This is a genomic window from Niallia sp. MER 6, assembly GCF_023714395.1.
Lineage (GTDB): Bacteria > Bacillota > Bacilli > Bacillales > Cytobacillaceae > Niallia.
Genome location: NZ_JAMAUK010000011.1, coordinates 37186 through 61161, shown reverse-complemented (window position 1 = coordinate 61161; position 23976 = coordinate 37186). Strand labels below are relative to the sequence as shown.

Here is a 23976-nt window from a genome sequence, read left to right as displayed (position 1 = left end):
CTATTTATTTGCTTATTGAAGGAAGTACATTTCATCCATATAATTTAGAAGATAATAAACAACACGTTGTTCGTTTATTATACTTATCTTTTTGGAGGAGTTCAAATATGTTTAAAAACAAACTATTACTGTTATCACCATTCATTACATTGGTCATAATATTTATATTTTTATTAACATTAATTCCGTCGGTCCAACCAGTACCTAAAAATCTGCCGATAGCAATTGTGAATGAGGATGCTGGAGTGAAGATACCAGATCAATCAGAAATGAATGTGGGCAAAACAATAGTGGAAATGATTAAAGAAAATTCACAGACAACTTCAGACCAAGAAGACCCTGCAGTCAAATGGATTGAAGTAAGTAGTCTTAAGGAAGTTCAAAAAGGATTAGATAACCAGGAATATTATGCAGCCATGGTTATTCCGAAAGATTTTAGTGCTAACCAGGCTTCTTTACAAACAGCAGCACCTGCTTCACCATCTGAACTTCAAATCTTTATTAATCAAGGTATGAATACAATGGCATCAACATTGGCAGGGCAAATTTTGAACGGTGTAGTGGACAATATAAACAGCAATGTTCGTACACAACTACTAAATGGACTAGAAAAACAAGGAACAGCAATAAGCATACAACAAGCTGAAGCCCTGGCAACACCTATCACTTCAAAAGTTACTAATGTTAATGAAACTGGTACTAAAAGTGCTAATGGCAATGCACCTGTTTCTTTATTCCAGCCTCTTTGGATGGCAAGCTTAGCGAGTGCTGCCATTATTTTTATTTCACTTAAAAAGGCAACCATAACTAGTCGAAAAGAAAGTTTAGTAGTGAGATGTGTGCAGGTTTTTATTGGAGCAATTATCACACTGGTCGTAGGATTTGGATTAACTTGGCTGGCAGATGGAATGGTAGGACTTCATATTCCTGATTTTTTGAGTACAGCTTTATTTTTATCGATAACATCCTTTAGCTATTTTCTAATGATTTCAGCTGTCCTTTCCATTATGGGACTAAGAGGTATGCCTATTTTTATCTTAATGCTATTCTTTGGTGCACCATTACTGGCAATGGCTCCAGAAATGATGTCACCATTCTATCAAAACTGGGTCTATTCTTGGTTACCGATGCGATTTATGGTAGAAGGCTTACGAGAACTACTATTCTTTGATAAAGGTTTAACTTGGGATTCTGTTTCTACCCTTGTTTGGATTGGAGTTGTAGGCTTTGTCGTCATCTTAGCTTCTGCGTTAAAATTCAAAGCAACAAATAAGCAAACACAAAATTAAAAATTAGAAAAAATCCCAGCTTATCAGAAGTAGGGTTATGGTCAAATGAAAGAGGTATTTTCATTCTAGACAATCAACCGTTTTGAACTGCGATGCATATAATTTATCTATGTCGGTTTTTAGGTGAGTGTAATGAAGCTGGAGGACAAAACCTTAGATTGTCGTTTATTAAGGGAAATACAACGGGATATTGATATTGTGATTGCTTCGTTGCTTTTAACTGGGCAAATAACCGTTAGCCGAATTTACTTTGGTCCAGGTTACTTTGGTTTTACAGTCGGCGGGCCAATTACAGGTGGATCTAGGCTAGAAGCGAAAAAGGGCAATCAGTTTGCTGATATTTCATTAGATGTTATTGATATTATCTTAGCCATTCTGTTGATAAAGGACGAAATTAATCTTGTTGGTCTGTTTATCTCATCAGATGCGAGATTTTCTTTAAGTATCAGCGGACCCATTTTTGGAAGGGAAAAGGTAGTACCGGTTCTTCCATACTTAAAAAAGAATCAAAGGGAATTCAGAAATATTGTCAATACCAGCTTTCGTCTCGATACACAGCTAGTGGATAAACTTAAAAAAGCTAGTGAGGTGTTCTGAATGAGTTTAACAGATTTGCCTGTCATTAAAGGAACGAGCAGTACAGGGAAGTTTCTAATCGCATTATCTCTCGTGATTTTTATTTTCTTTTTTACTCAAGATAAGGAAATGGATAAATAAATACTTTCAAACGCTAAACAGCAAAGCTGCTTAGCGTTTTTTGTTGTCGTTAAATAGCGAAAATTCTAATAAATAATAGAGAAATAACAAATCCACCCAAATAAATCGTTTACATTTCTGTTGACAAATGTTGAAAACGTTTTATAATGGTAAACAAAGGTAACTTAGTATACAAGTAGACAAGTAAATAAGTATACAGGTTAAAATTCAATTCCTTGGGGTGATTAATATGAATGCAACAATTATTGAAGAGTTAAAGCAAAATGCAGTTGATCTTAGAAAAACGGCACTGACGATGATTCATAAGGCACAATCAGGGCATCCTGGAGGTTCATTTTCGGCGGCTGATATTATTGCGGCACTGTATTTTAAGGAAATGAACATCGATCCAAACAATCCTAATTGGGAAGATAGAGACCGTTTCGTTTTATCAAAAGGGCATGTTTGTCCAATTCAATACTCGGCTTTAGCGCTAAGAGGGTTTGTTGAGTATGACACCATTTATACACTTCGCCAAATGGGGTCTCCATTCCAAGGTCATCCGGATATGAAGAAGTGTCCAGGAATTGATATTTCTACAGGCTCTTTAGGTCAAGGTCTTTCATGTGCAGTCGGAATGGCGTTGGCAGGAAAAAGAGACGAAAAAGAATATAGAGTGTTTGCAATGGTTGGTGATGGCGAATGTCAGGAAGGACAGATTTGGGAAGCTGCACAAAGCGCCGTTAAATATGAATTAGATAACTTAGTAGTTTTTGTGGATGATAATGGACTGCAAATTGATGGTCCAACAGAAGAAATTATGCCGAACCAAGATCTTGAGCTGAAGTTTAAGTCCTTTGGTTTTGAAACAACAAGAATAGACGGCCACTCAATGGAGGAAATTGTTGCAGCACTAGACAGCGCAAGAAACTCTAAGAATAACAAACCGAAATGTATTGTTTGTAACACTGTAAAGGGAAAAGGTGTTTCCTTTATGGAACATTCGGTAACTTGGCACGGAATTGCTCCTAATGATGAAGAATACCAAAAAGCATTGGCAGAATTAGAGGGAGGGCTAAAATAATGAGTGAAAACAAAGTGTTACAAAAGAAAGCAACAAGAGAAGCCTTTGGTGATGAAATTGTCCGTCTTGGCGGATTAAATAAAGATATTTACGTTGTAGATATTGATATCGGTAAGTCTTGTAAAACAACAGAATTTGCCAATAAGTTCCCGAAACAGCATGTTAATGTCGGGATTGCTGAACAAAATGGCGCTGGATTAGCAGCAGGTCTAGCGACTACAGGCAAAATTCCTTTTGTAAGCACTTACGCGGTCTTCGGCTCGATGAGAATGGCAGAACAAATTAGACAGGAAATTTGTTACCCGAACTTGAATGTGAAAATTGCTTGTTCACATGGCGGTCTGACGCCAGCAAACGACGGTGCGAGCCATCAAGCGATTGAAGATATGGGTGTTTTGCGAACAATCCCTAACATGACAGTTGTGATGGGTGCTGATTATCATTCCACAAGAAAATTGGTGGCGCAAGCTGCTGAGAAATATGGTCCTGTCTATCTTCGTTTTACACGAGATACGATGCCATTCATTTACGATGAGAATGAAGAGTTTATTATCGGCAAAGCGAAGCGATTAAAGGAAGGCCATGATATCGCCATTATTGCAAATGGAGATACTGTCTATCTTGCCTTGGAAGCGGCGAAGCAATTAGAAAGTAAAGGTATCTCTGTGAAACTGCTGGATATGCATACGATTAAGCCATTAGACAGAGACGCAGTTGTAGAGTGTGTGAATATCGGCAAAATCATCACTGTAGAGGATCACAATATTATCAATGGATTAGGCAGCGCTGTATGTGAGGTCGTTGCAGAAGAAGGAAGAGGGAAAGTGCGCAGAATCGGTGTTCAAGACCAGTTTGGGCAATCTGCTCCATATGAAAAATTATTAGAGCTGAACGGCATAACAATAGAAAATATCGTAAACACAGCGCAAGAATTGCTTCAATAATACTATTAAAGGGAGAGAATACTATGTTTAAATTAGATAATAGAGTTGCGATTGTAACAGGAAGCGGTTCGAAAAAGGGAATTGGACGAACGATTGCTTTAACACTTGCGAAACAAGGTGCCATTGTCGTAGTTGCTGATTTAAATGAAGAAGGAATCGAAGACACAGTTAATGCCATTAAAACACAAGGTGGAGAGGCATTTGGTGTGCTGTTGAATGTTACCAGCCAAGAATCCAATGATACGATGGTTCAAAAAGTCTTAGATAAGTATGGCCGCATAGATATCTTAATTAACAATGCTGGAATCTCTCAAAAAGTAACAGTTGAAGACATGACAATTGAGGATATTACAAAAGTATTTAACGTAAATATGTTTGGATTATTCTTATGTACACAAGCAGTCCTAGACACAATGAAAAAACAAAATTTCGGCAGAATCATCAGTCTGTCTTCCGTGTCAGCAAAACGAGGCGGCGGTGTGTTCGGGGGAGCTCATTACTCTGCATCAAAAGCGGCTGTTCTAGGATTTTCGAAAAACTTAGCTCGTGAAGTGGCACAGCACGGAATCACAGTCAACTGTGTTGCTCCTGGTCTTGTAAACACAGATATTTGGAAGTCACTTCCGGAAGAACAGGCAGCTAAAGTAATTGATGGAATTCCAATGGGCAGACCTGGTGAAACAGAGGAAGTGGCTGCAGCCATTGCGTTTTTAGCAACGGAAGAGGCATCCTATATCACTGGGGAAGAAATAGATATTAACGGCGGATCACATATGGACTAATTAACCACTTTCTAAAAATAAATCATAGCCTTAGATAAAAGAAGCTTCGGCTATGATTTATTTTACTTTTATTGCGCTTACATATTTTTATTTTATATAATAACCTTATAGTATAATAGGTTATCTAATAATATTAACGCAGAGAGAAGTGGTTATTATTAATTTTAATCCAGTTTCCAGCAAAAAATTGTATATGCAAATATATCAGCAAATCTTATCAGAGATTGAGTCAGGAACTTTTAAAGTAGGAGATAAGCTGCCTGCAGAAAGAGAATTATGTGAGCAGTTTGGTGTCAGCCGTGCTCCAGTTCGTCAGGCACTGAGTGCATTGGAGTTAAATGGATTCATTTATTCCCGCCAAGGCGAAGGCGTTTATGTAAAAAGCAATCAAAACCAAGCTAACAATTCCCACGATCCTATCTCATTTGATTCTGTTTCTCCAGAAGAAATAGTAGAGGTTAGAATGAATATCGAGCCTTTAATCATTAAGTTTGCCGCACAGCGTGCTACAGATGAGGAAATTGCTGTGCTCAGGGAAACAATAAACAAGATGGAAGAGGAAACAAAGTCAGGTGTTTACGTTCCGGAAACAGACGAAGCACTTCACTATAATATTGCAAAAGCCTCTCATAATGAATTGTTCATCAATATTATGGCAGCAATCATTAATGCGATGAAGAAACAGGAAATGTGGCAGTTCATACGTGATCGTACTGTAACAAGACCAGATTATTTGGAAGTAAATTTAAATGAACATAAACAAATCATCGAGGCTATAGAAAAACGAGATGAAAAAAAAGCGACAGACATTATGACTAACCATATGCAAAACTTATATGACCGTTATTGGAAATGATGAGCTGCTTTTATTACATAATTTGTTGAGATAGCCTAAACAGGATTGCTTAGGAATGACTTTAGGCGCTCTCAACATATTATTTAATAGTAACTGCTTTATTTTTTTAGTGTACTTAGCATACAAGAAGATAAGCATACAAGAAGATAAGTATACAAATGTTAAGTAAAAAAGAAAGCGTATTCAAATATAATGCTAGACTGATAGATTCATTGTAGTGAAGTTCGAACCAATAAAAAGGCTGAGGTGAATAATATGCCATTACTTTACGTATCTGTTGGGGTAATAATATTAATCTTTTTAATTATGAAGCTGAAATTAAATACCTTCTTCTCACTGATTATTGTCTCTTTTATCGTTGCCCTGCTTTTAGGGATACCTTTAGAAGAGATTGGGCTAATTGTTGAAAATGGATTAGGCAGTACATTAGGACATATAGCGTTAATCTTTGGACTTGGTGCTATGCTAGGTAAATTAATCGCTGATGCTGGCGGAGCAAACCGGATTGCGATGACACTTATCAATAAGTTCGGAAAAAATAAAATTCATTGGGCGGTTGTTATTGCTTCCTTTATCGTCGGTATCGCCTTGTTTTATGAAGTAGCCTTTGTGTTAATCGTACCGATTATATTCACAATCGCAAAAGAAGTGAAAATCTCGATTGTTAAATTGATTTTGCATATGAGTGCGGCTTTGCTGATCACACACAGTTTTTTGCCGCCGCATCCAGGTATTACGACGGTTGCGAACGGACTTGGCGCAGATGTTGGGACTGTTCTTTTATACGGGCTGATTATTTCGATTCCTTGTGTGATTATCGCAGGAGTCATCTATCCGAATATTGCTAAAAGAATCGTGCCAAGTGCCTTTGAAAAGGTTACCCCAGACGGAGTTTTTAAGGAAGAGAAATCTTTTAAATTAGAAGAAACACCAGGCTTTGGCATCAGTGTATTTACAGCGATGCTGCCAGTAATTCTGCTGGCAATTGCTGCTGTTATTAAAATTATTGAAGAAGCACTGAATTATCATGACGGCCTTATTTTTAAGGTGCTGCAATTTCTTGGTGAGCCTTCCACTGCAATGATTATTTCGCTGTTAGTTGCGATTTATACAATGGGCATAAAAAGAAACATTGCTATGGTGGATTTAATGAAATCCTGTACGAAATCTATTAATTCGATTGGGATGATGCTGCTAATTATCGGCGGAGGCGGTGCCTTTAAACAAGTCATCATTGAAGGCGGTGTTGGCGAATATATCGCAGAACTATTCGAAGGCTCTGCATTATCACCAGTTTTATTTGCGTGGATTGTGGCTGCGATATTAAGAATAGCTCTTGGGTCTGGAACGGTTGCGGCCATCTCCACAGTTGGTTTAGTCACACCAATGCTTGCAATGCACCCAGACGTTAATTTAGCGCTCGTAACTTTGGCAATAGGCTGCGGCAGCACGATTTGTTCTCACGTTAATGATGCTGCGTTTTGGATTGTGAAGGAATATTCGGGCATGACGCTGAAAGAAACATTTGGAACATATACCGTTCTTTCCACAATTTCTTCTGTTATTGGCTTGGTTTGCACGCTGATTTTAGACTTATTTGTATAAACTATAATTAGGAGGTTTTACGATGAAAATAGCAATTGGATGTGACCATGGCGGCGATGATTTAAGACCTGTTATCGCGGAATATTTACAAGAATTAGGGCATGATGTAATAGAGTATTCACCTAAGTCAGGAGAAAGCACAGACTACCCTCAATATGGCAAAATGGTTGCAGAGGATGTTGTGGCAAATAAAGTAGATGCAGGTATTTTAATTTGTGGAACGGGTGTGGGCATATCGATTGCTGCCAATAAGGTCAAAGGCATCCGAGCAGTAGTCTGCAGTGAACCGGCAACAGCAAGGCTATCAAAACAGCATAATAATACGAATATTTTAGCGTTTGGCGGAAGAATAGTCGGCAGTGTTTTAGCAAAAGAAATTGTAAAGGCTTGGTTAGATGCAGAATTCGAGGGAGGCAGACATGCAAGAAGAATTGGCATGATTGCTGATATCGAAGAAGAATTCCTATGCTAAGAAGTATTGGAGGAAGTTACTATGAAGAAGCTCGCAGTCATTACGAGCGGCGGTGATTCACCAGGCATGAATGCTGCCCTGTTTGGAGTCGTAAAGGAAGCAGCACGCCATGAAATACAAGTTTTTGGCTGTGTAAATGGCTATATTGGCATCATAAAGGAAGAGTTTATGCTGTTAACTGAATCAGAGCTGTTTAAAGTCATTGATATTGGCGGAACCATTCTCGGTACGCAACGCTTTCCCGAGTTTGCAGACAAAGACATCCAAACAAAAGCAGTAGATATCTTAAGGAAGCATGAAATAGACGGGCTTGTTGTAATTGGCGGAGACGGCAGTTATCAAGGCGCTAAAGCCTTGTCCCAATTGGGCTTCCCTGTTGCTGCCATACCTGGCACAATAGATAATGATATTGCCCTTACGGATATCACACTTGGCTTTCACACTGCTGTAGAAAATGCCGTTGATGCCATTGATAAAATAAAAACATCAGCAGCAAGCCATAAGCATATTTTTGGTATAGAAGTAATGGGCCGTGAAGCCTCTGATATCGCCATCTGGGCCGGCCTGGCAACAGCTGCTGACGGCATCATCGGCACAAGCGAAGACTGGAACTTAGAAAAAGTGCTAGAAGGAATGAGAAGTTCTGCTGGAAAAAGCCAAATTTATATTTTGGCGGAGGGTGCGATTAGTGCAGAAAAGTTTAAAGCAGAAATCGAAAGTCATTCCGAATTTAAAATCCATCCACTAGTGCTTGGTCATATTCAACGAGGCGGAAAACCTTCTGTTACCGATCGTATCATGGGCATTAAATTCGGTGAAAAAAGTGTGGAAACATTGCTTGCAGGCAAAAGCGGCATATGCCTTGCTGTTCACGCTAATGCTATAGTTGAATTGGAATTAGGGAAGGTGCTTTCTAGTACAAATAAAGAGCCGTTTTTGCCTTATTAAATTTGTAAAGATTTTTTAGAAAGCTGCTGATGGCAGCTTTTTTTGCTATTATCATTGTATATTATCATTAACAGAAAATGAAAAACGAAATATACGAGGTACATAAATGTACGAATTTGAACAGGAATCCAGAAAAAAAGCGAAAGGTTCTAACACTTATATAGTCTTATTTGTTATATCTTTTTTTGTAAATCTTCTTTTTTTCCTAATAGAAGGAAATATCATTCGCAGCTTATTCAGTTTTGGATTTTTCCTGCTAGTACTTGTGTTTGGACTGCGAAAGAAATTATGGGCGCTGATTATTATTAAATATACAGTTTGGCTTCATTTAGTCGCTCTTGTTCTGTTAGCTGTCGGTGCTATCTTTAAATAAAAGGAAGGAAGATACAAATCAGTCTTCCTTCCTTTTCTATGTAGCATCCTTCTTCATTAATGCCGCAATATTTAAGACAATAAACAATAAGACAATGATTACACCTGCCGCATTCATTGTATGATGGCCAATTACTTTATAAGTAATGGCGGCAAGAAATAAAAATAAAGAAATAACATTTAACCACTTAGTATTCATCCAACGCTCCCTTTTACAAAAATATCCATATATTTATTTTATCATAAAAATACATATATGTGTGTTGGATACTAAATATTACTTAATTGGTGGTTTCTCGCTTTTTAAATAGGTTTGGCAGTAAAATTCCGAGCCCAATAAGCAAGGCAATCACACTAAGAGTAAGCAAGGGTCCGCCATGTTCTTCAAGTAAATCGTGAAAATTTGCTGCTGAAGTGTTTTGAGTGGTACATAAGATGGCTATAAACATATAACGGGTAGAAAATAATAGCACAGAAGACAGGATACATGCAGCACTGATGATCGTTGTTTTCATAGAGCCTCCATTTAGTGTAATAGGGTAAAAAATCAAAGCAGCCTTGTGGAGGCTGCTAAAGGTTCCTTATATGCTTGTCTTTGGATGTTTTATTTTATAAACGATGGATGCCATAATATTGGCAAGGAAGAATAGAGCATTTCCTTGATTATGGCTGTGCAGCACTAATTCACCTGCATTCATCTCGTCGTACATTTCTCCCTGTGTTTTGCCTTTTGCTTTGTACTTACGTTCTTCTTCCTTTAATGCTACGAGAAAGCGGTATTGAACTGGCAGCATTACAATGGAAAGCAGCACATAAATACCAATCACGGTGAAGAAAATAGTGGAGTACATTTCAGTTACCTCCTTTACAGTAAAATGGGAATTTTCCGTTACTTGTAAATATTATAACATTAAATGTAATTTTCCTCTTAAATACTGGTTTTCATTTCACATTCGTTAACGTACTAACATAAAAGTTCCTTACAAGACAAAAACTATGCCAAATTTCATTTTTTCAAGGGAGAATGCCATGGATTTACTGATTACGATTATTTTACTGTTATTATCCTTGCTGATATCTAATATTATCAGTCACTACATACCTTCCATTCCAACGGCGCTCACTCAAATTGCGTTTGGAATGCTGTTAGCTTTCTTTTTTGAGGATATCTCCTTTGAAATAGAAACAGAATGGTTTCTGCTGCTGTTTGTAGCACCGCTTCTTTATAATGACGGACGGTATTTTCCTAGAGAGGAGCTGTGGAATATGAGGGCGCCGATTTTCGGAAATGCGATTATCCTTGTTATCCTGACAGCAATCGGCGGCGGTTATTTCATTCATTGGATGATACCGGTCATACCTCTCGCTGCAGCATTTGCACTTGCAGCCATCCTGTCACCGACAGATCCTGTCGCTGTTAATGGAATTGCCAAACGCATTCACATTCCAGCTGGCGTGCTTCATCTTGTCAGAGGAGAATCGCTGATTAATGATGCCTCTGGCTTAGTTGCCTTTAACTATGCTGTTGCGGCAGTTGTGACAGGTTATTTCTCCTTGCATGAGGCAACTCTTGATTTTGTATATAAATTTATATTAGGAGCTTTGCTTGGAGCGGCGTTGGCGTTGCTAATCACATGGGTGCGATTTATTTTACGCAAACAAGGAATCAATGATGTTACTTTTCATTCCTTGCTGCATATCATTACTCCGTTCATCATTTTCATCGTGACAGAGGATTTGCTTCACGCATCTGGCGTAATCGCTGTCGTTGTTGGCGGGATCGTTCATTCATTAGTAAGGGAAAGGCGCGAATCTGCAAGCCCTGAAGAACAGGTGCTGACAGAGAATATTTGGTCGCTTATTCTGTTTACATTAAATGGAGTTGTGTTCTTACTGTTAGGCTTGAACATTCCATCCTCGATGAGAGAGACCGTTTCAGATCCAAGTATCGGCAATTGGCTCGTTATCGGCTATTGTCTCGCCATCGGCCTTGTTATATTAGGCATTCGTTTTGTTTGGGCATATGTGTTTGCTCATTTTGAATATCGTTATTTGAACAAGGGTGCTAAAAAACCAGATATAAAAAATGCCTTGTTCGTCTGTTTAACAGGTGTGCGCGGTGCTGTGACAATGGCAGGGATATTATCGATTCCCTACTTTTTAGACAGCGGAGATCCTTTCCCAGCAAGGTCCTTGCTCTTGTTTTTAGCAGCAGGAGTTATTCTGTTTACATTAATTGTAGCAACCGTGTTTCTTCCAGTCTTAAGTAAAGGAGAAGATATGGAGGATGCAGAAGGAGAAAAGGATTTGTCTCCATTTAAGCAGAGACTGCTAGAGAAAGCTGTCGACCAGATCAGGTCTGTAGTCAATGAGGAAAATAAGACAGCCGCTTACGAGCTAATCGGAGAATACCGGCGCCGAATTCGTGAACTGGCAAGAGACCAAGGCAAGAAGATTTCGGCAACAGATGTGGAATTGGATGTGAAAACGGAAATCCGCATCAAGGCAGTCAAAGCAGAAAGAAGATATATCCAGTCACTAATGGATAAGAACAAAATCGATGAAGAGCTTTTCTGTACATTTGAGAGGTCGCTTGAATACAGGGAAGAGGCATTAGCTGGCAGTTTGCAGTCTGGTACACTTTATCTTGTCGGAAGAATGCTGAGAAAGTGGAAAAAGGTAAGAAAGTTTTATCGTAAAGATAAGGAATTGGCGATTGCCAAGCTGGAGAAAGGCAAGGATGTTCAGCTGCAGGCCATGCAGGCAGCAATCGATTTCCTAAAGGACTATGCAGAGGAAATGGAAGAGCTCAAACAGCAGATTCATGCAGTTATCCTTGATTACAAGCTCATGATGGAAAGACTGCGAACATCATCGCGAAATTATGACGAAATACAGGAAGAGCAGAAGGAAGAGCTTCGTATAAAGGTGCTTGATGTAGAAAGAGCAGAAATTCAAAGTATGTATGAAAGTGGAGAGATTAACAGGGACCAGGTAAAGGAGCTTAGACGATTTATTAATTACGTCGAAAGTGCCGCTTTACATGAGCATGCAGAATAAAGACTAACGGCAGCCTATTTTTTACAGGCTGCTGTTTATTTTTCGGAAACAAGAAAGCGGTTTCTGTTATAATGAGAGGAAATACTGCAGGCGAAGGGAGGATTGGCATGCTGTCTGGGAGACAAAGGGGAATCTTGCTGCTGCTGAGCAGACATAAGGAACCGGTTACGGCTGAATGGATAGCGAAAGAGCTGAGTGTGAGCGACAGAACGATTCGCAAGGAATTGAAGAATATGCAGGGTGACTGCAAACAACTTGGAGTGAGCATCAGCCCTATTAAGGGAAAAGGCTACTGTCTACATATATTAGACCATGAAGTGTTCCAGCAGGAAATCAATCCGATTCTGACGGAAGCCGATTCAGGAGGCTATGATTTTTCTGACCAAAAGACAAGGGTGCATTTTCTCTTGAAACATCTTTTGCTGCAGGAGGGTTATGTAAAGCTGGAGCAGTTTGAGAGAGAAATGTATGTTTCGAAATCAACTATTCAAAAGGATCTTCGGCATGTTCGGGAAATGCTTGGTAAATATAAGCTGTCACTGCTAGTCAAGCCTCACTATGGTGTAAATGTCGCGGGGAGTGAATACAGAAAGCGATTATGCTTCGCCAACTACAGGCTGATGGAAGACTCTTCTAAAAACAATAGCAGGTTATCAGAGAAAGCCTTTGCTGACCAAATAAAAAGAATCATTATTAATAAAGTAAATGTTCATAAAATTGAAATTTCTGATGTTTCCTTAGGTAATCTGACAAATCATATTGTGATTGCTTGCAAACGGATGGAACAAGGCTTTGCGATGGGAGAGCTGGAGCATACAATCGGGGAGGCGCATCCCTTCGAGAAAAAAGTAGCGTTAGAAATTATTGGAGAGGTAGAAGCGCTAGCAGGCTTCTCGTTTCCTAGTGCGGAGCTTGAATATATAATTATCCACTTGATGGGCACGAAGCTTCTGCATGAAAATGCGCTGACAGAGTATCGCGAATTTGATGAGACACGAGAAATTGTCAGCTGTATGGTAACAAGGCTGAAAGAGGAGCTCAATTGGGATTTCACATCAGACCGGGAGTTTTTACACGCTTTGGCGCTCCATATTAGGCCTGCCATTAACCGGCTGCGCTTTGAAATGAATATTCGCAATCCGCTCGTTAATGATATTAAAGTGAAATACCCAAGTGCCTTTGAAGGAGCCATCATTGCCAGCAAATGTTTGGAAGACTGGCTGTCCGTTAAAGTGGAAGAAGATGAAATCGGCTATATTGCCCTTCATATCGGTGTTGCACTTGAGCGTATGAAAAGAAAAGCCAGGAAGCAAAAGCGTGTTATTCTTGTATGTGCTTCAGGTGTGGGAAGTGCAAAGCTGCTGTCCTACAGGCTGCAGGAGCAGTTTAGCAGAGAGCTGGAAATTGTGGAATGCATTAATTACTATAAGCTGGCAGACTATGATCTTTCTGCAATTGACCTTGTTATCAGCACGATTCCGATAGCGGAAAGGTTAGCAGCACCTGTGCAAGTTGTCAGCAACTTTCTTGAAGCAGACGATATAAAAGGAATAAAAAAGCGCCTTACCTCAACAAAGAAGGCTACTAAAGACAGTTATCTTGCTGAAGACCATGTGTTTATCGGTAAACAGCTGGAAACGAAGGAAGCTGTTATCGAATTTTTGAGCAATATCCTTTATGAACAAGGTCTTGTTTCCAAACAGTATGGAAGGCTTGTGCTCGAGCGGGAAGGAATTGCCTCCACTAGCTTTGGCAATTTGGTTGCAATCCCTCATCCGACCATGCCGGAAACAAAAGATACATTCTGGACTGTTTGCACATTAGCAAAGCCGATAAGCTGGAATGAAAATCAGATGGTTCAGGTTGTCTGCTTGTTAAATATAAGCAAGGACGCAAAGGGAGATTTAGAGGAAATGTATGAGCAGCTCATTTCCATCATTGAAGATAAAAGGGTGATACAGCAAGTAATCAAGGCAAAGTCCAAAACGGAAGTCATCGAGTTATTTCAAACAGAAACAGTAAGAAGCTAATTGTTTGTGCAATTAGCTTCTTTTTATTTCAATGTAGAGATTTCCGCTTCTAAGCGGAAAATGCAAATATGATAAATTAAGCGCTTTCATTATACAATGAGGAAGTAGAGAAATTCCTTATAAGGGGGACAAAAAAAGTGAAGACAGTCATGCTCGTGTGTGCTGCGGGAATGAGCACAAGTTTGCTTGTGACGAAGATGCGCCGGGCAGCTCACGCAAAAGGCTTGGATATCACCATCTTTGCCGTATCTGCAACAGAGATAGATGATGTCCTTGAGACCAGAAAGGTTGATGCCTTGCTGCTCGGCCCGCAAGTGAAGTTCAGAAGGGAAGAAATAGAAGCAAGGTTGCAAGGAGAGAATATTCTGCTTGATGAAATCAACATCCAGCATTATGGCATGATGGATGGAGAAAAAGTACTGCAGCAAGCACTGAGTCTTGTAGGAAGCTAGTATTTTCATAAAATTTAGAAGAAACGAGGGGAGAACATGCAGAAACTTATTGAGAACCTGGAAAGCAAGATGGGTCCACTTGCAATGAAGCTTGATGGAAACAGGTATATTACGGCAATTAAAGACGGATTTTTTGGTGTTATGTCCCTATTGATTATCGGTTCAATCTTTTTGCTGCTTGGCAATATTCCAATCGGCGGCTATGCCGAATTCATGAGTTCCCTGTTAGGGGAAGATTGGGCATCCTACTTTACTGTTCCTTATGATGTGACAATGAATGTGATGACAGTGTATGTCATCATTGCAATGGCAAGAAGTCTTTCGCGCACATATAAGCTCGATGGCATTGCCTGTATCAGCATTGTTGTCGTAGCATTCCTCATTCTAACACCGATGTTAGAGCTGAAAGACGGCGGATTAGGTATCCCTGTAACTAATCTTGGCGCAAGCGGCTTATTCCTAGGGATGATTGTTGCGATTGCAGCTGTTGAAATCGTCCGTTATATCGATAAAAAAGGCTGGAAAATCAAGATGCCTGATTCTGTTCCTGAAAATGTGGCAAGATCCTTTTCAGCACTTATTCCAGCATTGTTTGTTATTATCGTCTTCAATCTTGTCCGCATCATCTTTTCATTAACACCATTTGGGACAGTTCAAGCCTTCATTTATCATTATCTTCAAGTTCCACTCCTGTATTTAGGAGACACATTGCCGGCGACTTTAATTGTTACCGTCTTTGAAGGAGTTCTATGGAGCTTCGGTATTCACGGTTCCAATGTTGTCAGCGGTATTATGAAGCCAATCTGGCTTGCTTTAACAGCAGACAATGCAGCTGCATTCAGTGCAGGTGAAGCCATTCCGCATATTATCAACTTCCAGTTTTACGCGAACTTCATGAAGGTCGGCGGCTTTGGAGGCACACTTGGACTTGCTATTATTTTGTTATTGTTCGCTAAATCAAAGCAGTATAAAACATTAGGCAAGCTGGCGATTGGACCTGGGATTTTCGGTATTAACGAACCGCTTATTTTCGGGATTCCGATTGTTTTAAACCCAATTATGATGATTCCGTTTATTTTAAATCCGCTGATTTTGGCAACAGTTGCATACTTTGCAATGGCATCTGGAATCGTGCCGCTGACAAATGGCACGAATATCCCTTGGACGACACCGCCGATTATTGCCGGCTTTCTCGTCAGCGGCTGGAAAGGCGCATTACTTAACGTCGTGCAAATCGGTATTTCTATCCTTCTGTACTATCCATTCTTCAAATCTGTCGACAGAATAGCATTGCAGAATGAGAAGGAGCAAGAAAAAACAGAAATCTCCAATGATGGCGGAGTTAACTTCAACTAATGAAATGCCAAATAAAAGGCAGGAAAAGGACGTGATATAGAAATGGCAGAGGATGCAATGGAGCTGACAGGCTTTACAATTATCAGCAATGTGGGAATGGCAAAAAGCCTCGTCATGGAAGCTCTCTATGCAGCGAAAAAAGGAGAATATGAGCTGGCAGAACAGAAACTGAAAGAATCTCAAAACTTTTTCCTCATCAGCCACAAGACACATAGCGCATTGATTCAAAGGGAAGCAAACGGCGAAAGCCTGCCGTTTTCCCTCCTCTTCATGCACGCAGAAGACCAGCTTATGAGCGCTGAGACAACTTATGAGCTGGTCAAAGAAATGATTGATATGTATAAACGATTAGAAGTAATAGAAAAAGGCAGTGTCAACAGCTGACACTGCCTTATTTATGCGCGAAAACTCCTAATTATTGTCGCGAGCGTAATCAGGCCCTCCTCGAGCTCCTCAAAGGAAGCGTACGAATAAGACAGGCGGATATGGCTGTTGAAGTTGCCGTAAAGTGTGCCTGGATTAATAAGAATACCGTGCTGAAGGGCTTTTTTAAACAGCAGCTGCAGCGGGATGTCCTTTATTAGTGACAGCCATATATAAAAGCCGCCTGCCGGCTGTTCCCAAACAGCGAGATCAGCGAAATAGGTGGACAGAAGCTTCTGTACAAAATCCCGTCTAACCTTCAGTTCATGCCGCATTTTCTCTATATGCATGTCATATTGGCCATTTGTTAAAAGCTTTGCGACAGCAAACTGGGAGAGTGTACTCGAGCCGTAATCTGTTTGCATCTTAATGTCTGCGAGCCTTTCAATGACAGGCTCTGGGGCTGCGATAAATCCGATGCGAAGTCCTGGACCTAACACCTTCGACATGCTGCCTACATACAAAACATTGCCATGTTTATCAAGTGCCTTTAAGGGAGGCGGCGGTGGTGAGTCAAACCATAAATCACCGTAAACATCATCTTCCAAAATAGGCATTCGTTCTTTAGCACATGCCTCCAGCAGCTCCATCCGTTTCGTTTCTGCCATGCAGTAACCTGTTGGGTTATGAAAGGTAGGCGTCGTATACAGCAGTGCCGTATTATGCAGCCGTTTTGCCCGGCTAATCGCCGAGAAAGACAGCTCACCGTTAAGTGGAACCATCCGAATTCCTGCCGATGGAAACACCATAATGGAATTTAAATAAGACGGTGATTCTGTCAAAATGGCAGAATTTTGGTCGAGCAGGCCGACTGAAATCAGCTGCAATGCCTGAATGGCTCCAGAAACAATCATTATGGAATTTGGTGTCGTGCCAATCCCCTTTTTTTGCAAATAGTCACTTACAGCCTTTCTTAAGAGAAAGCTGCCTTTTCCTTCTGGATAGCTTAATGACAAAGCAGCTGTTTCTGCGAAGGCCTGCTGAATCATCGCAGTCGGCAGAAGGCTTGGAGACAGCTCACCTGTTCCAAGTCTAATGATAGTAGGGGAGAATTCTGCTTTGTTTATCTCTTGAATCATTTGAATATTAGGCAGATGAGTTCCTGATTGAACATAAGTTTTCCAGTCGGCACGTGATCCTGCTGTAAGCGAACTCCATGTATTTTGACAAACGACTGTGCCTCGTCCGACTTGTGATTCAATCCAGCCATCTGCCTTCAGCTCCTCTAACGCATACACAACCGTGCTTCTGTTGACCTGGAAATTGTCAGCTAACTCTCGTTGGGGAGGCAGCTTGTAGCCAACAGGCCAGTTCCCTGAAATAATCTGTTTTTGAATAAATTCGTAAATTTGCTGATAGAGAGGAAGAGCACCCTGCTTGCTTGGCTTCCAGTGATTATCCATACTTGTTCTCCTGTTTTTGTCTCATTATATAAAATGGTTGGGGAGATTACCAACCAATTGGTTGGAGACAAGGACGAAGTGTTGCCGTAAACTGATGGATATTAACGATTTGGAGGGAATATCATGCTAGAAGCAGCTATTCATGGAATGTTATTAGCACTAGGGCTCATCCTGCCTTTAGGTGTGCAAAATATATTTATTTTTAACCAAGGAGCAGGCCACAGGAAGTTCCGCAGCAGTTTGCCTGCCATTTTGACAGCAAGCATTTGTGACACCTTGTTGATTTTGCTTGCAGTATTAGGAGTATCGTTGTTTTTATTTCAATTCATTTGGCTGAAAAACCTCCTCTTTATAGCAGGGGCTTGCTTCCTTATCTATATGGGCTATGCAATATGGAAAAGCAAGCCGAAGACAGACGGCGGCCACACACTAACACCTGGTAAGCAAGTCGGCTTTGCCATGTCCGTTTCGCTGTTGAATCCACATGCAATTATGGATACAGTCGGAGTAATCGGCACAAGCTCGCTTATCTACAGCGGCACAGAAAAGCAGCTGTTTACTCTAGCCTGCATCGCCGTATCTTGGGTTTGGTTTTTCTGCTTGGCAATTGCCGGAAGAATGCTAGGCAAAGCAGATAAGTCAGGAAAGCTGCTTGTTCTGCTCAACAAAGCTTCCGCTCTCGTTATGTGGGCAATGGCAATTGTGATGGTCAAACAGCTTCTATAACAACCCTTCATGTTTAAAACCCCTCCTTTAGTGATAACAATAGGAATAATACATAAAGGAGGAATTTTACAGATGAAGTGGAGAATGCTAGGATTGCCAATACTAGCAGTTGCCATCATTATGGGCAGTTGTACTGCAAATAACGATAATGAAACAGACCATAATCATACAGATGAAGAACATACACATACAGGCACTGCTGAACTGCCAGAAGGATTAGAGCTTGCCGCTGAACCAAAATTCATTGACGGCAGCCAAGTGACCATCCTCGCTGATCATATGAAGGGCATGAAAGATGCTGAAGGAACGGTGCTAAGCTCCTATGATACGATTGCATATGAAGTATCCTATACTCCTGTTGGCGGAGGCGAAATGGTGCATAACCACAAATGGGTCGTGCAGGAGGAAATAAAAGACGCCGGCAACGAAAAGCTTGCCCCAGGAACAGAAGTAACCCTAGAAGCGGACCATATGGAAGGTATGAAAGGCGCAGAAGCAGTGATCGATGCAGCGGTAGAAACTACTGTTTACATGGTCGACTATACACCAGCAAACGGTGGAGAAAAAGTGACGAATCATAAGTGGCTGACAGAGGATGAACTCGAGGCTAGATAGTGAGGGAAGGAAGCTTGTTATAAGGACAGGCTTCTTTTTTTCTTAACTGTAAAAATATAGGTCAGCTAACAAATAAGCTCAGCTGTTGTTAAGCTTATCCATTTATTAGTCTATTAAACGAACATAACTAAGATAACATCCTTCTCACCAATCATTTTTATAATAAAAGAAATATTGAAATACTGCGGCAATAAGGGGTTATCGTATTTAGCATAGCTATTATAAGTAAGATTTATAGTAGTGCATTTATGCTTAAACTTAGTTCGCGTGAATTTTTTCATGATTTTTACCTCTTCTTATATGTAAAAAAGCTTACATTTGGTTCTGCCATAATATCACTAATAACTGAAAGAAGTAGAGGTGTATTCAGAATAGGGTAACTCCATTTTTTGTGTTGTTAACTAAATGCTTACTTCAAAAGCCGATCTTCCTCCAAAAATGTGCAAACAGTCTAGAAATCTTGTGTAAATTTTACATTTTCTCCAATGCTTTTCAAAAACAACTCTTATATTATTAACACATATTAAAACATGTGAGTTTTATTAACAACTATTGTCACTTTTCATAACGAATGGAAAGGAGCATTTGTCAGACTGTAAAAGGGCTCTTTATAACTTAAATTTTCATAATAATCATAATATTCAAGTTGTTGGATCACTTATTTAAAAGGAGATGATGGAACATGTCTACAAACTTGGCAAGTCAACCAATTGCAGAAGCAACACTTCCAAATGGGGGAGATGTAGATGAATCATTAAGACCGAAATCGGTTGAAGAAAGAAGTGTCGGTAAGCTTTCGTACATGTTCATGTGGATTGGTGATGGCGTTAATTTAGGGAATATGACCTTAGGTGCAAGCTTGATTGTCGCTGGAGCAGCAACGCTGAATCTTATGCAAACATTCGTAGCTGCGATTATTGCGATTGGAATTATATCTATATTTTTTACATTGAATGACCGGCTCGGTTATAAAACGGGAGTTCCTTATGTTATGCAGCTGCGGATGTCTTTTGGAATCAAGGGTTCTGCCATTACAGCTTTATTGCGTGGGGTTCCTGCCATCATCTGGTTTGGCTTCCAAAGCTGGCTTGGCGGTACAGCTTTGAATGAGATTGCGAAAATAGTGACAGGCGGTGCTTTTGATAATACGGTTATCTGCTTTGTAGTGATACAGCTAGTGCAAATTGTTCTTTCTTTATATGGATTCCACGCAATTAAATGGGTCGAGATTTTAGCATCTGTTGTTATCATGCTGGGACTTGTTTATGTGTTTTATCTTCTTATGGCATCACACCGCGAAATTATTGCAGAAAGATGGGTTCATTCTGAAGGGACATGGGGGCTGCCATTCTTTGCATTCATCATGGTGTTCCTCGGCAACTATGCAGCCATTTTCCTAAGTGCAGCAGATTACTCTCGTGAGTTGAAATCAGGTGTCAGCAGCACAAAGCGCGGCTTCTTATACTTCTCACCAATCTTCATTGCTTATGGTTTTGTTCTTACAATCGGTGCGATGCTTGCATCAGCAACAGGTATCTCAAATCCGGTCAAAGCATTTGCAGTAGTGGTTGATAATCCTTATATAACGGCAGCTGTTTCGGCATTTATTGTGATTGGTGCTATTGCTGTAAATATGGTAGCGAACATCATTCCGCCAACATATGTGATTACCATGCTGACAAAAGCGAAATACAAAGTTGCTGTCATCATTACGGGCCTGCTTGCATTTGGTTCATTCCCATGGGTGCTTGTCCAAGATGATTCAGCAGCCGGCTTGAACACATTTGTGTTAATCTACTCCGCCTTTTTAGGTCCAATTGTTGCCATCTTGCTCGTAGAATATTATCTATTGCGAAGACAAACGGTGAATGTTGCTGATTTATATGACGAAACCGGCCCGTTTGCAGGCTTCAATCCTTGTGCAATTATTGCGATGCTGCTCGGTGCAGGTGCTGCATTTATTGAAGTAGATCTCGGCTGGATTGTTGGAGTTATTGTTGGCGGATTGTCGTACTTCCTGTTGATGAAATATACCTTTAAAGATTCGGTCTTCAAGAAAGGAACAATATTCGAGCGGTAATGGTATAAACATATGAGAAAAAAGGAGAGATAGTAATGTTTGATATGCTGATTAAGAACGGAAAGGTTGTTTTTCCTGATAAAGTACAGACAACAAATATCGGAGTTAAAGACGGCAGGATTGTGGCGATTGGTGCTGAGTTAGCAGGAGCAGACTCTGTTATTGATGCAGCTGGACAGTATGTTTTTCCAGGCATGATTGATGTGCATGTTCATTTCAGTGATCCTGGCCGTGATTATTGGGAAGGCTTTTGCACAGGCTCACAAATGATGGCAGCTGGCGGTGTGACAACCTTCTTTGATATGCCACTAAACGGCATTCCTTCTACTGTAAACAAAGAAGCTCTTTACTTGAAAAGTGACAGAGGAAAGGCAGAATCTTACACAGATTTCGCCTTATGGGGCGGACTTGTTCCTGGCAATGAAGAGGATTTAGCAGAGCTTGCAGAAGAGGGCGTGATTGGCTTTAAGGCATTCCTGTCTACAACAGGCAATAAGGAATTCGAAAATGTCGATGATATCACCTTGCTGAATGGAATGAAGATTATCGCCGGCTTAGGGAAGGTGCTTGCGCTTCACTCTGAAAGCGGTCCGATTACAGATTGGCTTGCTGCCCGTAAGATAGAGGCAGGACATGTAACAGCAGATGATTATTTAGAAACACGTCCGGTTGCTGCCGAAGCAGAAGCAGTACAGCGTGCTTTGTATTATGCAGAAGTAACTGGCTGTCCCTTGCATTTTGTTCATATCAGCTCACATGAGGCAATCACAAAGATTGAAGAGGCAAAGAAAAAAGGCATGGATGTTACCGTCGAAACATGCCCGCATTATTTGCTGTTTAACCATGAAGCACTGCGTGGGTACGGTCCTGTTGCTAAATGTGCTCCGCCTTTGCGCAAACAAGACGAACAGGAAAAGCTCATCAAACTCCTGATCGACCAGAAATTTGATATGATTTCCTCCGATCACTCCCCATGTACAAGTGATTTGAAGGACTCGGCTGTATATAATATTTTTCAAGCATGGGGCGGCATTAGCGGCGGCCAGTTTTCCTTCTTGTCGATGATGGAATTAGCGTTAAAATACGAGATTCCGTTTGAACAAATCGCCAATATCACAGCCTTAAATCCAGCCGAACGATTTGGACTGAAAGCAAAAGGTAAAATTGCTGAAGGCTATGACGCTGACTTTATCCTTGTGTCTACAGATGAACCATTTACTGTGAGTGAAGATAACTTCTTTGCGAAAAATAAAATCAGCTTATATATAGGCCATACTTTTCCTTGCAGAATAAACAGCACGATTAATCGAGGCAAACTTCTATTTCATGATGGAAGGATTCAGGCAGCTGGCCCTGAAGGAGAATGGATTAAACCAGTACAACAAATAGAAATCAAATCCTAAACCAAAAGTGTTTAGGATTTTTTCTATGTTAGTTAATGGTATAATTTACCCTAAGAGATTATGTACGAGGAGGAAAACAGAGTGGATGCCAGAATACAAGCATTGGTAGATTATACGAAAGAGAAGCTTAGTTTAGGAAACTATTATCTTTACTCCTGTGACCTTGATAGAAAAGTAACAAATCAGAACAAAACAGTGTACTCATTGGAAATGGAATGGCTGCCTGAGCATATTAAAGCATATGATGAGGAGGACGAGGTTCCAGAAGGGACAGCTTCTGTCAGTATTTCAATAGATACAAAGCGGTTTAATAGTATTATATTTGTTGGTGGAAAATCGTATTTAGATAAGCCTGTTCTGCAGGTGAAGAATAAAAAAGAGATAATCCGTTGGATAGAGAGGGAATCGGGTTTAACGTATGAAGAAGATTTTATATCCTGGCAGGAAGATGAGGACAAGCTTTCTTTTATTAGGATAATCGATGGATTGGAGATTCGTCCGAAAGAGTGGATGGAAATTGAATTTGATGAAGCAGGACAACTTGTCTTTTATAGTGTATATGGAAGCTTTATAGATAAGCTGGTAATCAGAAACGAACCGTACACACTTAATCTCCATAAAGCAGAACATTTGGTTAAGAAGCAATTCCAGCAATGGGATTTTTCAGCAATGGAGCAACAGCGAATTGTGCCCGCATATGCGATTGAGGAAGTCTATATCCGTAATGACCTGACCGGAACGCTGCCCTTTGATTTGTCTGAAAATACCCAGAAAGTTAATTTTGTATTGGAATGGGCTGAACCGATATATAAACGATTTAAACGAAAGCCAGTTAAGCTTTTGGAGGAATTAACGCCAGAACAGGCTTTTGCATGTGAACCGCATCCGGAAACCTTCCCAATATCAGATAATGTTGTCCAAATATGCGTGAAAGAGGTGAAATGTTTCCTGCAGAAGATGCACCCAAATGATTCAGGCAAGTGGAGAATGACTGAAATTCACCGTCGCTATAATTATATTGGTGTGAAGCTAGTACAGAATCAACAGTCGCGGAATATTTTAAATAGAAAACTACTAATCATGCTGGATGGCAGCAGCTTTAAGGCATTTAATTATATGGACAATGAAATGATGCTAGATAGCTTTCCAGAGTATAAAAAGCCGAGGGAAATCAAAATTTCCCAAGAGGAAGCATATGAAGCAATAAAGGATTACCTCATTTTGAAGCCATACTATGTTTACGACAAAGAAAAAGAAGAATACGTCTTATGCGGATTCCTTGACTGCCACCATTATGTAGACGGAGAAACAGGCAAAGTCGGACTCTTAAATGACCTGTGAGAACATAAAAAAGGGCTGCTAGATAGCAGCCCTTTATAA

24 protein-coding genes are annotated in these 23976 nt (G+C 40.3%); 20 read left to right on the top strand and 4 right to left on the bottom strand.

The features are described from left to right. The first annotated feature begins 107 nt into the window (after nt 1-107). The 10 genes from M3600_RS14910 to M3600_RS14865 all read left to right on the top strand — a co-directional run bounded on the left by M3600_RS14910 (nt 108) and on the right by M3600_RS14865 (nt 9049). Nucleotides 108-1289: a YhgE/Pip domain-containing protein gene (locus tag M3600_RS14910; RefSeq protein WP_251646573.1), complete on the top strand. Its 1182-nt coding sequence runs from the start codon at nt 108-110 to the stop codon at nt 1287-1289. Between the two features lie 132 nt (nt 1290-1421). After that, complete coding sequence (locus M3600_RS14905; RefSeq protein ID WP_237942036.1) at nt 1422-1886, top strand: hypothetical protein; 465 nt, start codon at nt 1422-1424, stop codon at nt 1884-1886. Between the two features lie 349 nt (nt 1887-2235). Next, nucleotides 2236-3069 carry a transketolase gene (locus tag M3600_RS14900; RefSeq protein ID WP_233315863.1) on the top strand — a complete coding sequence of 278 codons (834 nt, stop codon included), beginning with the start codon at nt 2236-2238 and terminating at the stop codon, nt 3067-3069. Next, nucleotides 3069-4013, top strand: a complete 945-nt coding sequence (locus tag M3600_RS14895; RefSeq protein ID WP_233315862.1) for a transketolase family protein — start codon at nt 3069-3071, stop codon at nt 4011-4013. The genes M3600_RS14900 and M3600_RS14895 overlap by 1 nt, the downstream gene beginning before the upstream one ends. 23 nt (nt 4014-4036) lie before the next feature. Next, the gene (locus M3600_RS14890; RefSeq protein ID WP_233315861.1) at nt 4037-4795 is read left to right on the top strand and encodes an SDR family NAD(P)-dependent oxidoreductase; all 759 of its coding nucleotides are present in this window, start codon (nt 4037-4039) and stop codon (nt 4793-4795) included. A gap of 193 nt (nt 4796-4988) precedes the next feature. Next, entirely contained in the window at nt 4989-5651 is a 663-nt protein-coding gene (locus tag M3600_RS14885; RefSeq protein WP_233316148.1) for a FadR/GntR family transcriptional regulator, read from the top strand. Between the two features lie 255 nt (nt 5652-5906). Then, nucleotides 5907-7256, top strand: a complete 1350-nt coding sequence (locus M3600_RS14880) for a gluconate:H+ symporter (protein ID WP_251646571.1) — start codon at nt 5907-5909, stop codon at nt 7254-7256. Nucleotides 7257-7278: 22 nt separating this feature from the next. Continuing rightward, on the top strand, nt 7279-7728 hold the full coding sequence (gene rpiB, locus M3600_RS14875; RefSeq protein WP_233315859.1) for a ribose 5-phosphate isomerase B: 450 nt from the start codon (nt 7279-7281) through the stop codon (nt 7726-7728). Between the two features lie 21 nt (nt 7729-7749). After that, nucleotides 7750-8676 (top strand): ATP-dependent 6-phosphofructokinase, encoded by a 927-nt coding sequence (locus M3600_RS14870; RefSeq protein ID WP_233315858.1) that lies wholly within the window; start codon nt 7750-7752, stop codon nt 8674-8676. Between the two features lie 106 nt (nt 8677-8782). After that, nucleotides 8783-9049 carry a hypothetical protein gene (locus tag M3600_RS14865; RefSeq protein WP_237942033.1) on the top strand — a complete coding sequence of 89 codons (267 nt, stop codon included), beginning with the start codon at nt 8783-8785 and terminating at the stop codon, nt 9047-9049. Nucleotides 9050-9085: 36 nt separating this feature from the next. On the opposite strand, the gene M3600_RS14860 is transcribed toward M3600_RS14865, so the two are convergent. The 3 genes from M3600_RS14860 to M3600_RS14850 all read right to left on the bottom strand — a co-directional run bounded on the left by M3600_RS14860 (nt 9086) and on the right by M3600_RS14850 (nt 9899). Beyond that, nucleotides 9086-9247 (bottom strand): hypothetical protein, encoded by a 162-nt coding sequence (locus M3600_RS14860; RefSeq protein WP_233315856.1) that lies wholly within the window; start codon nt 9245-9247, stop codon nt 9086-9088. Nucleotides 9248-9329: 82 nt separating this feature from the next. After that, nucleotides 9330-9563 carry a hypothetical protein gene (locus tag M3600_RS14855; protein ID WP_237942032.1) on the bottom strand — a complete coding sequence of 78 codons (234 nt, stop codon included), beginning with the start codon at nt 9561-9563 and terminating at the stop codon, nt 9330-9332. 66 nt (nt 9564-9629) lie between these two features. Next, nucleotides 9630-9899: a DUF3949 domain-containing protein gene (locus M3600_RS14850; protein ID WP_233315854.1), complete on the bottom strand. Its 270-nt coding sequence runs from the start codon at nt 9897-9899 to the stop codon at nt 9630-9632. 178 nt (nt 9900-10077) lie between these two features. On the opposite strand from M3600_RS14850, the gene M3600_RS14845 reads away from it, so the two are divergent. From M3600_RS14845 to M3600_RS14825, 5 genes are all read left to right on the top strand, one after another. Beyond that, nucleotides 10078-12108 carry a Na+/H+ antiporter gene (locus M3600_RS14845; RefSeq protein ID WP_233315853.1) on the top strand — a complete coding sequence of 677 codons (2031 nt, stop codon included), beginning with the start codon at nt 10078-10080 and terminating at the stop codon, nt 12106-12108. Between the two features lie 107 nt (nt 12109-12215). Continuing rightward, on the top strand, nt 12216-14138 hold the full coding sequence (locus M3600_RS14840) for a BglG family transcription antiterminator (protein ID WP_248574458.1): 1923 nt from the start codon (nt 12216-12218) through the stop codon (nt 14136-14138). Nucleotides 14139-14275: 137 nt separating this feature from the next. Continuing rightward, nucleotides 14276-14590, top strand: a complete 315-nt coding sequence (locus M3600_RS14835; RefSeq protein WP_285109765.1) for a PTS sugar transporter subunit IIB — start codon at nt 14276-14278, stop codon at nt 14588-14590. A 36-nt stretch (nt 14591-14626) separates the two neighbouring features. Further along, nucleotides 14627-15946, top strand: coding sequence for a PTS sugar transporter subunit IIC (locus M3600_RS14830; protein WP_233315851.1), 1320 nt, complete (start codon nt 14627-14629; stop codon nt 15944-15946). A 42-nt stretch (nt 15947-15988) separates the two neighbouring features. Then, nucleotides 15989-16330: a PTS sugar transporter subunit IIA gene (locus tag M3600_RS14825; RefSeq protein WP_237942029.1), complete on the top strand. Its 342-nt coding sequence runs from the start codon at nt 15989-15991 to the stop codon at nt 16328-16330. An 11-nt stretch (nt 16331-16341) separates the two neighbouring features. Here the strand turns inward: M3600_RS14825 and M3600_RS14820 are convergent, their stop codons facing one another. After that, nucleotides 16342-17772 (bottom strand): aminotransferase-like domain-containing protein, encoded by a 1431-nt coding sequence (locus M3600_RS14820; protein ID WP_251646569.1) that lies wholly within the window; start codon nt 17770-17772, stop codon nt 16342-16344. Nucleotides 17773-17895: 123 nt separating this feature from the next. Between M3600_RS14820 and M3600_RS14815 the strand changes: the two genes are divergently transcribed. The 5 genes from M3600_RS14815 to M3600_RS14795 all read left to right on the top strand — a co-directional run bounded on the left by M3600_RS14815 (nt 17896) and on the right by M3600_RS14795 (nt 23937). Then, nucleotides 17896-18498 carry a LysE/ArgO family amino acid transporter gene (locus M3600_RS14815; RefSeq protein ID WP_237942027.1) on the top strand — a complete coding sequence of 201 codons (603 nt, stop codon included), beginning with the start codon at nt 17896-17898 and terminating at the stop codon, nt 18496-18498. A gap of 72 nt (nt 18499-18570) precedes the next feature. Further along, nucleotides 18571-19113 carry a YdhK family protein gene (locus M3600_RS14810; protein WP_233315847.1) on the top strand — a complete coding sequence of 181 codons (543 nt, stop codon included), beginning with the start codon at nt 18571-18573 and terminating at the stop codon, nt 19111-19113. Between the two features lie 682 nt (nt 19114-19795). Further along, complete coding sequence (locus M3600_RS14805) at nt 19796-21193, top strand: NCS1 family transporter (protein ID WP_233315846.1); 1398 nt, start codon at nt 19796-19798, stop codon at nt 21191-21193. 29 nt (nt 21194-21222) lie between these two features. Beyond that, nucleotides 21223-22596 carry an allantoinase AllB gene (allB, locus tag M3600_RS14800; RefSeq protein ID WP_251646634.1) on the top strand — a complete coding sequence of 458 codons (1374 nt, stop codon included), beginning with the start codon at nt 21223-21225 and terminating at the stop codon, nt 22594-22596. Between the two features lie 81 nt (nt 22597-22677). Then, the gene (locus M3600_RS14795) at nt 22678-23937 is read left to right on the top strand and encodes a hypothetical protein (RefSeq protein ID WP_251646567.1); all 1260 of its coding nucleotides are present in this window, start codon (nt 22678-22680) and stop codon (nt 23935-23937) included. The last annotated feature ends 39 nt before the right edge of the window (nt 23938-23976 follow it).

Excerpts from the sequence above, each read along its gene's own strand:
- M3600_RS14910 (WP_251646573.1), top strand. The coding sequence starts at position 108 with ATGTTTAAAAACAAACTATTACTGTTATCACCATTCATTACATTGGTC.
- M3600_RS14905 (WP_237942036.1), top strand. The coding sequence starts at position 1,422 with ATGAAGCTGGAGGACAAAACCTTAGATTGTCGTTTATTAAGGGAAATA.
- M3600_RS14900 (WP_233315863.1), top strand. The coding sequence starts at position 2,236 with ATGAATGCAACAATTATTGAAGAGTTAAAGCAAAATGCAGTTGATCTT.
- M3600_RS14895 (WP_233315862.1), top strand. The coding sequence starts at position 3,069 with ATGAGTGAAAACAAAGTGTTACAAAAGAAAGCAACAAGAGAAGCCTTT.
- M3600_RS14890 (WP_233315861.1), top strand. The coding sequence starts at position 4,037 with ATGTTTAAATTAGATAATAGAGTTGCGATTGTAACAGGAAGCGGTTCG.
- M3600_RS14885 (WP_233316148.1), top strand. The coding sequence starts at position 4,989 with ATGCAAATATATCAGCAAATCTTATCAGAGATTGAGTCAGGAACTTTT.
- M3600_RS14880 (WP_251646571.1), top strand. The coding sequence starts at position 5,907 with ATGCCATTACTTTACGTATCTGTTGGGGTAATAATATTAATCTTTTTA.
- rpiB (WP_233315859.1), top strand. The coding sequence starts at position 7,279 with ATGAAAATAGCAATTGGATGTGACCATGGCGGCGATGATTTAAGACCT.
- M3600_RS14870 (WP_233315858.1), top strand. The coding sequence starts at position 7,750 with ATGAAGAAGCTCGCAGTCATTACGAGCGGCGGTGATTCACCAGGCATG.
- M3600_RS14865 (WP_237942033.1), top strand. The coding sequence starts at position 8,783 with ATGTACGAATTTGAACAGGAATCCAGAAAAAAAGCGAAAGGTTCTAAC.
- M3600_RS14860 (WP_233315856.1), bottom strand. The coding sequence starts at position 9,247 with ATGAATACTAAGTGGTTAAATGTTATTTCTTTATTTTTATTTCTTGCC.
- M3600_RS14855 (WP_237942032.1), bottom strand. The coding sequence starts at position 9,563 with ATGAAAACAACGATCATCAGTGCTGCATGTATCCTGTCTTCTGTGCTA.
- M3600_RS14850 (WP_233315854.1), bottom strand. The coding sequence starts at position 9,899 with ATGTACTCCACTATTTTCTTCACCGTGATTGGTATTTATGTGCTGCTT.
- M3600_RS14845 (WP_233315853.1), top strand. The coding sequence starts at position 10,078 with ATGGATTTACTGATTACGATTATTTTACTGTTATTATCCTTGCTGATA.
- M3600_RS14840 (WP_248574458.1), top strand. The coding sequence starts at position 12,216 with ATGCTGTCTGGGAGACAAAGGGGAATCTTGCTGCTGCTGAGCAGACAT.
- M3600_RS14830 (WP_233315851.1), top strand. The coding sequence starts at position 14,627 with ATGCAGAAACTTATTGAGAACCTGGAAAGCAAGATGGGTCCACTTGCA.
- M3600_RS14825 (WP_237942029.1), top strand. The coding sequence starts at position 15,989 with ATGGCAGAGGATGCAATGGAGCTGACAGGCTTTACAATTATCAGCAAT.
- M3600_RS14820 (WP_251646569.1), bottom strand. The coding sequence starts at position 17,772 with ATGGATAATCACTGGAAGCCAAGCAAGCAGGGTGCTCTTCCTCTCTAT.
- M3600_RS14815 (WP_237942027.1), top strand. The coding sequence starts at position 17,896 with ATGCTAGAAGCAGCTATTCATGGAATGTTATTAGCACTAGGGCTCATC.
- M3600_RS14810 (WP_233315847.1), top strand. The coding sequence starts at position 18,571 with ATGAAGTGGAGAATGCTAGGATTGCCAATACTAGCAGTTGCCATCATT.
- M3600_RS14805 (WP_233315846.1), top strand. The coding sequence starts at position 19,796 with ATGTCTACAAACTTGGCAAGTCAACCAATTGCAGAAGCAACACTTCCA.